We start from the raw sequence: 12,538 nt of genomic DNA on the forward strand, positions 1-12,538 counted from the left end.
CGAGCCGGGGGCTCTGACCAGCGCTGTCAGGGCTGGTGGAAGGCCGGGTTGCGGACCGGGGAACCCTGTCCGACCGGCGAGATGGGCAGCAGCGTGCGCCCCGACGGACCGACCTCGATGTCGGTGCCCATGGTCGGGCACACCCCGCAGTCGAAGCACGGGGTCCACCGGCAGTCGTCCTGCTCGCGGGCGTCCAGCGCGTCCTGCCAGTCCGCCCACAGCCACTCCTTGTCCAGACCGGAGTCGAGGTGGTCCCAGGGCAGCACCTCGTGCTCGGTCCGCTCCCGGGTGGTGAACCAGTCCATGTCCACCCCCAGCGGCTCCAGCTCGGCCGCCGCGCAGGACACCCACCGCTCGTAGGAGAAGTGCTCGTTCCAGCCGTCGAACCGGCCGCCCTCGCGCCACACCCGCTCGATGACCCGGCCGACCCGGCGGTCACCGCGGGACAGCAGGCCCTCGATCATGGACGGCTTGCCGTCGTGGTAGCGCATGCCGATGTTGCGGCCGAGGCTGCGGTCGGAGTTGACCGCCTCGCGCAGCTTGCGCAGCCGCGAGTCGATGGTGTCCGGGTCGGCCTGGGACACCCACTGGAACGGGGTGTGCGGCTTGGGCACGAACCCGCCGATGGAGATCGTGCAGCGGATGTCCTTGCGCCCGGAGACCTCGCGGCCGACGCGGATGACCTCCTTGGCCATGTCGGCGATCTGCAGCACGTCCTCGTCGGTCTCGGTGGGCAGACCGCACATGAAGTACAGCTTGACCTGCCGCCAGCCGTTGGCGAAGGCCGCCGAGACGGTGCGGATGAGGTCCTCCTCCGACACCATCTTGTTGATCACCCGGCGGATCCGCTCGCTGCCGCCCTCCGGCGCGAAGGTCAGCCCGGAGCGGCGGCCGTTGCGGGACAGCTCGTTGGCCAGGTCGATGTTGAACGCGTCCACCCGGGTGGACGGCAGCGACAGGCCGGTGTTGGTGCCCTCGTAGCGGTCGGCCAGCCCCTTGGTGATCTCGGCGATCTCGGAGTGGTCGGCCGAGCTCAGCGACAGCAGGCCGACCTCCTCGAACCCGGTGGCCTCCAGGCCGCGCTGCACCATCTCGCCGATGCCCTCGATGGACCGCTCGCGCACCGGGCGGGTGATCATCCCGGCCTGGCAGAACCGGCAGCCGCGGGTGCAGCCGCGGAAGATCTCCACGCTCATCCGCTCGTGCACGCTCTCGGCCAGCGGCACCAGCGGCTTCTTCGGGTACGGCCAGTCGTCGAGCTCCATCGTGGTGCGCTTGAACACCCGGTACGGCACGCGCTCGTGGTTGGGCACCACCTGGTCGATCGTGCCGTCCTCGCGGTAGCTGACGTCGTAGAACTTCGGCACGTACACACCGCCCGACTCGGCCAGCCGCAGCAGCAGCTCGTCGCGGCCGCCCGGCTGCCCCTCCGCCTTCCAGCGGCGGATCGCGTCGGTGATCTCCAGGACGGCTTCCTCGCCGTCGCCGAGCACGGCCGCGTCCAGGAAGTCGGCGATCGGCTCGGGGTTGAACGCCGCGTGCCCACCGGCGAGCACGATCGGGTGGTCGTCGGTGCGGTCAGTGGCGTGCAGCGGGATCCCGGCCAGGTCGAGCGCGCTGAGCAGGTTCGTGTAGCCCAGCTCGGTGGCGAAGCTGACGCCGAGCACGTCGAAGGCACCGACCGGGCGGTGCGCGTCCACGGTGAACTGCGGGATGCCGTGCTCGCGCATCAGCTCTTCGAGGTCCGGCCACACCGAGTAGGTGCGCTCGGCCAGCACGTCCGGCTGCTCGTTGAGGATCTCGTAGAGGATCTGGACGCCTTGGTTGGGCAGCCCGACCTCGTAGGCGTCGGGGTACATCAAGCACCACCGGACGGCGGTGTCGTCCCACTCCTTCAGCGTCGCGTTGAGTTCCCCACCCACGTACTGCACGGGCTTGGACACGCGCGACAGCAGCGGTTCCAACCTGTCGAAAACGGACTCCACACGCACCCAACCAGGGTAGATGCCCCGACCCGGTCGACGGGCCGGGGGCGCTTCACCGATGTGTCAGACGTCCCGGGTGAGCCAGACCTCGTCCCGCACGTCCTCGGGCCCCACGCGGACGGCGCCGGGCCAGCGGCCCCGCTCGACCCAGCCGAGGCGCTCGAAGAAGCGCTCCACGCCGTGGCCGCTGCGGGTGACCAGGTCCACCTTCTCGAGGCCGAGCGCCTGCGCCTGCACCAGGACCGCGTCGTGCAGCTGCGTGCCCCAGCCGCGGCCCTGCAGCACCGGGTCGACCGCGAGCAGGGCGAGCTCCCCGGTGTGCTTGCGGACCGGCAGCTCGCGCCGGCGCAGCACCGCGATCCCGGCCAGCACGTGCTGCTGGCCGATGGTGAGCAGGTGCGCCTTCTTGCTGCGCACGTCCTCCACCAGCCGCTCGGCCGCGGCGCGCAGCTCCTCCAGCGGGTCGGTCGGGCTGAACCCGACCGCCCCACCGGCCACGGTGACCCGGCCCCACAGGTCGGCCAACGCCCCGACCAGGTCCGGGTGGGGCGTGTCCACCCGGTGCGGTCCGGTGACGAAGCCGTCCGGATCGATGTCGGTCACGACAGTCAGAGCTCCGGGAACCAGAGCTTGAGCTCGCGCTCGGCGGACTCCGGCGAGTCGGACCCGTGCACGAGGTTGTACTGGACCTCCAGGCCGTAGTCGCCGCGGATGCTGCCCGGCGCGGCCTTGTCCACCGGGTCGGTGCCGCCGGCCAGCTGGCGGAACGCGCTGATGGCGCGCGGGCCCTCGACGCAGGCCGCCACGACCGGGCCGGAGGTGATGAACTCGATCAGCGAGCCGAAGAACGGCTTGCCGTCGTGCTCGGCGTAGTGCTGCTCGGCCAGCTCGCGGTCGACGTGCTTCAGCTCCAGCGCGACCAGCTTGAGGCCCTTGCGCTCGATCCGGCTGATCACCTCGCCGACCAGGCCGCGCTCGACCCCGTCGGGCTTGACCAGCACCAGGGTGCGCTCGCTCACGGTTGTCCTCCTTCGTGACCTCGGGGCGCCGGGTGCTCGCCGCGCACCGCGCCCGTTCCGCCCGCCAGCGTATCGATGCAGGTGAGACGCCCGCCGCCGGGGCAGCGTCACTCCGGCGCGACCAGGTCCACGGTGGGGAAGCACGTGCGGTAGCGCCGCGCGTCTCGCGTGAGCACGCGCGGCCGACTCACTGCCGCGTGGGCGCCGATGCCGAAGTCGGGCGGGGGGGCGATCGCCCCTCGCCTCCCTTCTTGCGGTGGTTCAGGGAGCACTGGGCAGCCGCGAAGGCAGCCGACCACGGCAGTGGCGTGCGAGCGACGAAGTGACGACGGTCCGCTCGGATCACCCCACCGATCTGCGCCGAGGTGTCGGTGCGCTTTCCGACCATCGAAGAGGTCGACGAGGCGTTCCCGGCTGACGCATCTCCCTCCCTCCTACTTCCACCTCCACCGAGGCACTCGATCGGTGCTGCTCACGGGCAGGTGGTGCCTCAGCGATCGCCCCCTCTGGTGCCCACGCACGGCGGGCACAGCCCCCGGCTCGACCCTGGCGCGCGGCGGTGCGGCGCGATAGCTTCACCGCCAAACCGACTGGCCGGTCTGACGAGGAGGCCCGTATGCGCGCTGCCGTGCACATCGCCGCGAACCAGCCGATGCGGATCGAGGAGCTCGCCGACCCGACGCCGAAGGCCGGCGAGGTCGCCATCGACGTGCGCTCCTGCGGCGCCTGCCACACCGACCTGCACGTGCTCAAGGGCGAGCTGCCGTTCCCGGCCCCGGCGGTGCTGGGGCACGAGGTCGCCGGCGTGGTCTCCGAGGTCGGTCCCGGCGTCGACGGGCTCGCGGTGGGCGACCCCGTGGTCACCAGCTTCATCATGCCGTGCGGCCAGTGCGCGCAGTGCGCGCGCGGCAACGAGGAGATCTGCCAGCGGTTCTTCGAGTTCAACCGGGGCAAGGGGCGGCTCTACGACGACGAGACCCGGCTGTTCCGGCCGGACGGCGAACCGGTGTGGATGTACTCCATGGGCGGGCTCGCCGAGCGGTGCGTCACCCCGGCGACCTCGGTCTACCGGGTGCCCGAGGGCGTGGCGCTCAGCGACGTCGCCTCGGTGGGCTGCTCGACCATGACCGCCTACGGCGCGCTGCGGCACGCCGCGGACCTGCACGTCGGCGACACCGTGGCGGTGGTCGCGGCGGGCGGTGTCGGTTCGGCGCTCATCCAGCTGGCGTCGGTGTTCGGCGCGTCGATGGTCATCGCGGTGGACATCAGCGACGAGAAGCTGGCCGGGGCTCGCGAGCTCGGCGCCACGCACGTGGTCAACTCGGCGGAGGTGGACGCCCCGGCGGCCATCCGCGAGCTCACCGGCGGGCGCGGGGTGGACGTCGCCTTCGAGGCGCTGGGCGCGGTCCCGACGTTCAACGTCGCGCGCGACTCGGTGGTCGAGGGCGGGCAGGTCGTGGTGGTCGGCATCGCCGCCCGCGGCACCACCGGCGAGTTCGACCTGGCCACCATCGCCCGCCGCAAGCTGCAGATCAAGGGCTCCTACGGCGCCAAGCCGCGCCGCGACATGCCCATCCTGCTCGACCTGGTGGCGCGCGGCCTGCTCCGCCCGCAGGACGCCATCAGCCGCCGCTACTCCTTCGACCAGGTCCAGGAGGCCTACGACGCGCTCAACCGCGGCGAGACCGTCGGCCGCGCCGTCGTCGACATCAGCGCGTGAGCGTCACTCGGCCTGCCCCTCCGGCGGGTAGCCGGGCGGGTGGCCGAGCTGGTCGTAGAGCTGGCCCTCGCGCATGCGGCGCGCGACGTCGTTGCGCAGGTGCAGGATGTAGCCCCAGACCGCGGCGAAGATCGCGCCCATGATCCCCACCGAGGGGTGCACGAAGAAGCACAGGACCATCGCGCCCTGCAGGACGAGCGCCACGGTGAGGCCCCACGGGCGGCGCTGCACGAACGCGGCGACCAGCATGAGCACGGCCAGCGCGGTGACGATGGCGAACCCGGCGCTGGACACCCCGCCGCCGAACCGCCAGACCACCGGCAGCGCCAGCATGAAGGTGACGAACTCCAGCACCAGCGTGCCGGCCATGACCCCGCGCAGGCCCTTCCACGGGTCGCGCACGCCGGGCGGCGCCTCCGGCAGGCCCCTCGCCTGCTCGGGCTCCTTCTCGTCGCTCACAGTTCCGCCTCTCCGAGGACCCCCGCGCGGGGCTGTGTCGTGCGTTCCGTGGTTCCCCGCGGCCGGGGTGCTCATGCCGGGTCCTTGCCGAAGAGGGCGCGGGCCTCGCCCGCGGTGACGACCGAGCCGGTGATCACCACGCCGCCGCCGGACACCGATTCGCCGGGGTCGTCGGTCTCCTCGGCGAGCTGGACCGCGGTCTCCACCGCGTCGTCCAGTCGCGGCTCGACCACGATGCGCTCCGGACCGAAGACGTCCTTGGCCAGGCCCGCCAGCGCGTCGGGGTCGAGCGCGCGCGGCGAGGAGTTGCGGGTCAGCACGACCTCCTCGACCACGGGCTCCAGCTCGGACAGGATGCCGCGCGCGTCCTTGTCGCCGAGCACGCCGACCACGGCGACCAGCCGCCGGAAGGAGAACTCCGAGCTGAGCGCGTCGGCCAGCGCGCGGGCGCCGTGCGGGTTGTGCGCGGCGTCCACCAGCACGGTCGGCGCGGAGCGCACCCGCTCCAGGCGACCCGGCGTGACGACGCCGGCGAAGGCCTCGCGGACCCGCTCGACGTCGAGCTGCCGGTCGGCGCCGGCGCCGAAGAACGCCTCGGTCGCGGCGAGCGCGAGCGCCGCGTTGCGCGCCTGGTGCTCGCCGTGCAGCGGCAGGAAGATCTCGTCGTAGACGCCGCCGAGGCCCTGCAGCCGCAGCACCTGGCCACCGACGGCGACGGTCCGGGACAGCACGCCGAACTCCTGCCCCTCGCGGGCCACGGTGGCGTCCACCTCCGCGACGCGGGCGAGGATCGCCTCCTGCGCCGCCGGGGACTGGGCGGCGACCACGGCGATGGACCCGGGCTTGATGATGCCGGCCTTCTCCGCGGCGATCTGGGCGAGGTCGTCGCCGAGGTAGTCGGCGTGGTCCAGCGCGACCGGGCAGACCACCGCGATCTTGGCGTCGGCGACGTTGGTGGCGTCCCAGCTGCCGCCGAGGCCGACCTCGACCACCGCCGCCTCCACCGGGGCGTCGGCGAAGGCCGCGTAGGCCATCCCGGTGAGCACCTCGAACTTGCTCATCTTCACGTCGCTGCGGTCGTCCACGATGGACACGTACGGCGCGACGTCCCGGAACGCCTCCACGTAGGCCTGCGGGCTGATCGGCTTGCCGTCGATGCTGATCCGCTCGGTGGCCAGCTGCAGGTGCGGGCTGGTGTAGCGGCCGGTGCGCAGGCCGAGCTCGGACAGCAGCGCGTCGGTCATCCGCGAGGTGGACGACTTGCCGTTGGTGCCGGCGATCTGCACCACCGGGTAGCTGCGCTGCGGCTCGGCGAGCAGGTCGGTGAGCGCCCGGATCCGGTCCAGCGACGGCTCGATCTTGGTCTCCGGCCAGCGTTCGTTGAGCTCGGACTCCACGGCGCGCAGTTCCTGCAGCGCGGCGGGATCGATGCCGGACACGTGCCCACTCCCCTGCGAAACGACGGGTTCGTCGAGGTCAGTCTACGTCTCCGCTCCCGGCCACCCGGCGAAGACCCGTCCCGCCCCGGAGGCCCCGCGCCCGACGCGACGAGGGGCGCCTCCCACCGGGGGACCGGCGGGAAGCGCCCCTGGCGCGCTCGGAGTCGATCAGGCCTGCGGCAGGGCCTCCAGGCGGGCGGTGATGCGCTCGATCTCGGCCTGGGCCGCCTCGCGGCGGGCCTTGATCTTGTCCACCACCTCGGCCGGGGCCTTGTCCAGGAAGGCCGGGTTGGACAGCTTCTTGTCGGTGCCTGCCAGCTCCTTCTCCGCCGCCGCCAGGTCCTTCTGCAGGCGCTTGCGCTCGGCGGCGATGTCCACCGCCCCGGAGAGGTCCAGCTCCACCGTGACGTTGCCACCGGTCAGCCCGACCTCGAGGGACGCCGAGGAGGTGAAGCCCTCGCCGGGCTCGGTGACCCGGGCCAGCGACCGCACCGCGGGCACGTGGTCGGCCAGCCCGAGCTCGGCGACGCCACTGAGGTTGGCGGCCACCCGCTGGCCCGGCTTGAGGCCCTGGTCGGACCGGAACCGGCGGATCTCGGTGATCAGCTTCTGCACCGCGGCGATCCGCTGCGCGGCCGCCTCGTCGGCCACCGCCCCGGACGGCTTCGGCCACTCCGCGACCACCACCGACTCGCGGCCGGTCAGCGCCGTCCACAGCATCTCGGTGATGAACGGGATCGTCGGGTGCAGCAGGCGCAGCAGCACGTCGAGCACGTGGCCGAGCACCTCGCGAGTGCGCTCCGCCCGGTCGCCGCCGGCGTCCAGCTGGACCTTGGACAGCTCCAGGTACCAGTCGCAGAACTCGTCCCAGGTGAAGTGGTAGAGCGCCTCGGTGGACTTGGCGAACTGGAAGTCCTCCAGCAGGGCGTCCACATCGGACACCAGCTGGTCGACGCGGTCCAGGATCCACCGGTCGGCGTCGGTGAGCTCCGCGCGGTCGGCCAGCCGCTCCGGCACCCGCGCACCGTTCATGAGCGCGAACTTGGTGGCGTTGAACAGCTTCGTGCAGAAGCTGCGGGACGCCGCCACCCAGTCCTCGCTGATCGGCGAGTCGGTGCCCGGGTTGGCGCCGCGGGCCAGCGTGAAGCGCAGCGCGTCGGTGCCGTAGGTGTCCATCCACTCCAGCGGGTCCACCGTGTTGCCCGCGGACTTGGACATCTTCTTGCCGTGCGCGTCGCGGACCATGCCGTGCAGCACGATCGTCTTGAACGGCTCGACGCCGTCCATCGCGTACAGGCCCAGCATCATCATCCGGGCGACCCAGAAGAAGAGGATGTCGTAGCCGGTGACGAGCACGCTGGTCGGGTAGAACGTGCGCAGGTCCTCGGTGTCCTCCGGCCAGCCCATCGTGGAGAACGGCCACAGGCCCGAGGAGAACCAGGTGTCCAGCACGTCCTCGTCCTGGTGCCAGCCCTCGCCCGACGGCGGCTCCTCGTCCGGACCGACGCAGACGACCTCGCCGTTGGGGCCGTACCAGATCGGGATCCGGTGGCCCCACCACAGCTGCCGGGAGATGGCCCAGTCGTGCAGGTTGTCGACCCAGTCGAAGTAGCGCTTGGCCATCTCCGGCGGGTGGATCTTGACCCGGCCGTCGCGGACCGCGTCCCCGGCCGCCTTGGCCAGCGGGCCGACCTTGACGAACCACTGCAACGACAGCCGCGGCTCGATCGGCTCCTTGGAGCGGGAGCTGTGCCCGACGCTGTGCCGGTACGGGCGCTTCTCGTCGACGATCCGGCCCTGCTCCCGCAGCGCCTCGCGCACCGCGACCCGTGCCTCGAAGCGGTCCATGCCGTCGAACTGGGTGCCGGTGTGGGCGATGCGGCCCTGCTCGTCCATGATCGTCAGCATCGGCAGGTCGTGCCGCTTGCCGATCTCGAAGTCGTTCGGGTCGTGCGCCGGGGTGACCTTGACCGCGCCGGTGCCGAACTCCGGGTCGACGTGCTCGTCGGCGACGACCGGGATCGTGCGGCCGGTCAGCGGCAGCTCGATCTCCTTGCCGACGAGGTGCTTGTAGCGGTTGTCGTCGGGGTGCACCGCGACCGCGGTGTCCCCGAGCATGGTCTCGACCCGGGTGGTGGCCACGACGATCGAGTTCTCCCCGTCGCCGTAGCGCATGGAGACGAGCTCGCCGTCGACCTCCTTGTGCTCCACCTCGATGTCGCTGATCGCCGAGCGCATCTCCGGCGACCAGTTGACCAGCCGCTCGGCCCGGTAGATGAGGCCGTCGTCGTAGAGCTTCTTGAAGATCGTCTGCACCGCGCGGGAGAGCCCGGCGTCCATGGTGAAGCGCTCGCGCGTCCAGTCGACGCTGTCGCCGAGGCGCTTCATCTGGTCCAGGATCGCCCCGCCGTGCTTCTCCTTCCACTGCCACACCCGGTCCAGGAAGCCCTCCCGGCCGAGCTCGCGGTGGTCGATGCCCTCGTCGCGGAGCTGCCGCTCGACGAGCGCCTGCACCGCGATGCTGGCGTGGTCCATGCCGGGCAACCACAGCGCCTCGTAGCCCTGCATCCGCCGACGCCGGGTGAGGATGTCCATCTGGGTGTGCTCGTAGGCGTGCCCGATGTGCAGGCTGCCGGTGACGTTCGGCGGCGGGATGACGATGGAGAACGGCGGCTTGCCGCTCTTGGGGTCAGCGACGAAGTACTCGGCGTCTACCCAGCGCTGGTACAACTCGGCCTCGACGTCGGCCGGATTCCAGGTCGACGGAAGTTCACGTTGCTGAGCGGCATGGGTCTGAGTCACAGGCCGAATTCTACGAGTGCCTGTTCAGCGGCCCTCCTGGGCATCACCGTCGCGGCCACCAGCGCGGATGTGACGGTGGTCACCCCTGTCGTGCCGCGCCGCGCACGGTGTCGCACGCTAGACGCATGTCGCGCGGAGCCCCTGAGCAGGACATCGACGAGAACGCCCTCCGGGTCGGCGAGCCCGGCCAGGCCGCGGCCGGGGTCAAGGGCGTGCTGGTCTCGCTGCAGCGCAGCTGGGAGCAGATGGGCCTGGCCCGCACCGCGCGGACGCTGCCGCTGCTGAACCAGCGCGACGGCTTCGACTGCCCCGGGTGCGCGTGGCCGGACCCGCGGGAGGCCGAGGGCGACAAGCGCAAGATCGCCGAGTTCTGCGAGAACGGGGCGAAGGCGGTCGCGGAGGAGGCCACCACCCGGCGGGTCGGGCCGGAGTTCTTCGCCCGCCACTCGGTGGCCGAGCTGGCCGAGCGGACCGACTACTGGTTGGGGCAGCAGGGCCGGCTCACCCACCCGGTGGTCCTGCGCGAGGGAGACACCCACTACCGCCCCATCGCGTGGGCCGAGGCGTTCCAGCTGATCGCCGAGCGGCTGCGCGGGCTCGGCTCGCCGGACGAGGCCGCGTTCTACACCTCCGGCCGCACCAGCAACGAGGCTGCGTTCCTGTACCAGCTGCTGGTGCGCAGCTTCGGCACGAACAACCTGCCGGACTGCTCGAACATGTGCCACGAGTCCTCCGGGGCGGCGCTGTCCGAGACCATCGGCGTCGGCAAGGGCTCGGTGTCGCTGTCCGATGTGGAGCGCGCGGACCTGGTGCTGGTGGTGGGTCAGAACCCGGGCACCAACCACCCGCGGATGCTGTCCTCGCTGGAGGCGGTCAAGCGGCGGGGCGGGCGGATCGTGGCGGTCAACCCGCTGCCGGAGACCGGGCTGATGCGCTTCAAGAACCCGCAGCACGCGCGCGGCGTGATCGGGCCGGGCACCCGGCTGGCCGACGAGTTCGCCCAGATCCGCATCGGTGGCGACCTGGCGCTGTTCAAGGCGCTCAACGCGCTGGTGCTCCAGGCGGGCGCGGTGGACCGGGACTTCATCGACCGCTCGACGCACGGCTTCGCCGAGTTCGCCGCGCAGGCCGCCCACGTCGACTGGGAGGCCACCGACCGGGCCACCGGGCTGCCGCAGGAGCAGGTCGAGCGGATCGCCGAGATGGTGATCTCCTCGGAGCGCACGGTGGTCTGCTGGGCGATGGGGCTCACCCAGCACAAGCAGGCCGTGCCGACGATCCGGGAGGTGGTCAACCTCCTGCTGCTGCGCGGCATGATCGGCAAGCCGGGCGCCGGGGTCTGCCCGGTGCGCGGCCACTCCAACGTGCAGGGCGACCGCACCATGGGCATCTGGGAGAAGATGCCGGAGCCGTTCCTGGCCGCGCTGGAGGCCGAGTTCGGCGTGCCGGTGCCCCGCCACCACGGCCTGGACACCGTGGACACCATCCGCGCCATGCGCGACGGCCGGGTCAAGGCGTTCGTGGGGATGGGCGGCAACTTCGTCTCCGCGACCCCGGACACCGAGGCCACGGTGCGCGCCCTGCGCAGCTGCGAGCTGACGGTGCAGGTGTCGACCAAGCTGAACCGCTCGCACGTGACGCCCGGCCGCACCGCGCTGATCCTGCCCACGCTGGGCCGCACCGAGCGCGACGTGCAGGCCACCGGCGAGCAGTTCGTGACCGTCGAGGACTCGATGTCGGTGGTGCACCGCTCGCGCGGCCGGCTCCAGCCCGCATCGGAGCACCTGCTGTCGGAGGTGGCGATCATCTGCCGGCTGGCGCGCGCCCTGCTCGGCCCGGACCACCCGGTCCGCTGGGAGGACTTCGAGCGCGACTACGACCTGGTCCGCGAGCACATCGCGAACGTGGTCCCGGGCTGCGCGGACTACAACCGCAAGGTCCGCGAGCCGGACGGGTTCGTCCTGCCGCACCCGCCGCGCGACAGCCGCACCTTCCCCACGGCCACGGGCAAGGCCAACTTCACGGTCAACGTCCCGGAGCCCATCGAGGTCCCGCCCGGGCGCCTGCTGCTGCAGACGCTGCGCAGCCACGACCAGTACAACACCACGATCTACGGCCTCTCCGACCGCTACCGCGGGGTCGAGGACGGCCGCCGCGTGGTCCTGGTGCACCCGGACGACCTCGCCGACCTCGGGTTCGCGGCGGGCGACCTGGTCGACGTGGTCTCCGAGTGGCGGGGCGAGCACGGTGTCGAGGAGCGCCGCGCGGAGCGCTTCCGCCTCGTCGCCTACCCGACCGCCCGCGGCTGCGCCGCGGCCTACTACCCGGAGGCCAACCCCCTGGTCCCGCTGGACTCGGTGGCGGAACGCTCCAACACCCCGGTCTCCAAGGCCATCGTCGTCCGCCTGGAACGGCGCTAGCCCCGGGTCTGCGCGACGAAGGCCGGGTGCGGGTCCTCGACGATCACGCTCCCGCCGTCGTCGGAGGTCCGGGCGCGGGTGATGCGCGGCAGCGACCCCGCGACGAACGGTACGACCGAGGCCAGCGCGACGATGAACCCGCCGAACGCCAGGACACCGAGGAACGTGGCCTGCACACCGCCGATCAGCCGGACCAGCAGCGCCGCGGCGATCGACGCCAGACCGCCCCAGAACAACAGCTGCGAGAGTCCGAACAGGACTGACCGCCGCCGGGCGCAACCGCGGCACAGCGGCCAACCGCGCACCCGCGCCACCTTGACCCGGCGCGCCCGTTCCCCGATCCTGTCCGCCACGCCGAGCAGGCTGGAGCTGAGCACCCGGTTGCCGTCCACCTGCACACGCGACTGCAGGGCGAAGTCGACCTGCCGCACCGCGACCCTCCCGTGCGCCGCGCAGCACTGCGGAAGACCACCCGGCGTGGTCGCGGTGTCCACCGGGATGCGGATCTCCCCCATTGCCACGTGACCTCCGCGTCCGGCACCGGACCGGCCCCACTCGACCTTCTCGCTGTTCGGATCGTACCGACTCTGCACCGTCCGGGTTGGTCCGGCGATCCGCGACCGACGCCTGGGGGCCTTCCGAGCTCCAGAGCCGATCCGAAGGGCTCGGCGACTTCGGCCAGGAGCTGACGACC

At 72.0% G+C, this 12,538-nt stretch carries 9 protein-coding genes; 2 read left to right on the forward strand and 7 right to left on the reverse strand.

Annotated elements, in window-relative coordinates; translation table 11 throughout:
• Nucleotides 1–26 precede the first annotated feature (26 nt).
• From HNR68_RS23635 to ndk, 3 genes are read right to left on the reverse strand one after another with little or no spacing between them, the layout of a single operon-like run.
• Nucleotides 27–1,991: a TIGR03960 family B12-binding radical SAM protein gene (locus HNR68_RS23635; RefSeq protein ID WP_179723935.1), complete on the reverse strand. Its 1,965-nt coding sequence runs from the start codon at nt 1,989–1,991 to the stop codon at nt 27–29.
• Between the two features lie 57 nt (nt 1,992–2,048).
• Nucleotides 2,049–2,588 (reverse strand): GNAT family N-acetyltransferase, encoded by a 540-nt coding sequence (locus tag HNR68_RS23640; protein WP_343050361.1) that lies wholly within the window; start codon nt 2,586–2,588, stop codon nt 2,049–2,051.
• Nucleotides 2,589–2,593: 5 nt separating this feature from the next.
• Nucleotides 2,594–3,004, reverse strand: a complete 411-nt coding sequence (ndk, locus tag HNR68_RS23645) for a nucleoside-diphosphate kinase (protein ID WP_179723936.1) — start codon at nt 3,002–3,004, stop codon at nt 2,594–2,596.
• Nucleotides 3,005–3,620: 616 nt separating this feature from the next.
• Here ndk and HNR68_RS23650 point away from each other — a divergent pair.
• Entirely contained in the window at nt 3,621–4,724 is a 1,104-nt protein-coding gene (locus HNR68_RS23650) for a zinc-binding dehydrogenase (RefSeq protein WP_179723937.1), read from the forward strand.
• Between the two features lie 3 nt (nt 4,725–4,727).
• Here the strand turns inward: HNR68_RS23650 and HNR68_RS23655 are convergent, their stop codons facing one another.
• The 3 genes from HNR68_RS23655 to HNR68_RS23665 all read right to left on the reverse strand — a co-directional run bounded on the left by HNR68_RS23655 (nt 4,728) and on the right by HNR68_RS23665 (nt 9,424).
• A complete protein-coding gene (locus HNR68_RS23655; protein ID WP_343050362.1) occupies nt 4,728–5,183 on the reverse strand; it encodes a DUF4233 domain-containing protein in 456 nt (151 codons plus the stop codon).
• A 71-nt stretch (nt 5,184–5,254) separates the two neighbouring features.
• Nucleotides 5,255–6,622 carry a bifunctional tetrahydrofolate synthase/dihydrofolate synthase gene (gene folC, locus HNR68_RS23660; RefSeq protein WP_179723939.1) on the reverse strand — a complete coding sequence of 456 codons (1,368 nt, stop codon included), beginning with the start codon at nt 6,620–6,622 and terminating at the stop codon, nt 5,255–5,257.
• A 168-nt stretch (nt 6,623–6,790) separates the two neighbouring features.
• Complete coding sequence (locus HNR68_RS23665; protein WP_179723940.1) at nt 6,791–9,424, reverse strand: valine--tRNA ligase; 2,634 nt, start codon at nt 9,422–9,424, stop codon at nt 6,791–6,793.
• Between the two features lie 125 nt (nt 9,425–9,549).
• On the opposite strand from HNR68_RS23665, the gene HNR68_RS23670 reads away from it, so the two are divergent.
• The gene (locus HNR68_RS23670) at nt 9,550–11,844 is read left to right on the forward strand and encodes an FdhF/YdeP family oxidoreductase (RefSeq protein ID WP_179723941.1); all 2,295 of its coding nucleotides are present in this window, start codon (nt 9,550–9,552) and stop codon (nt 11,842–11,844) included.
• Here the strand turns inward: HNR68_RS23670 and HNR68_RS23675 are convergent.
• Nucleotides 11,841–12,365 (reverse strand): hypothetical protein, encoded by a 525-nt coding sequence (locus tag HNR68_RS23675; RefSeq protein ID WP_179723942.1) that lies wholly within the window; start codon nt 12,363–12,365, stop codon nt 11,841–11,843. The genes HNR68_RS23670 and HNR68_RS23675 overlap by 4 nt on opposite strands.
• Nucleotides 12,366–12,538 lie beyond the last annotated feature (173 nt).

It is taken from the genome of Saccharopolyspora hordei (assembly GCF_013410345.1).
Lineage (GTDB): Bacteria > Actinomycetota > Actinomycetes > Mycobacteriales > Pseudonocardiaceae > Saccharopolyspora > Saccharopolyspora hordei.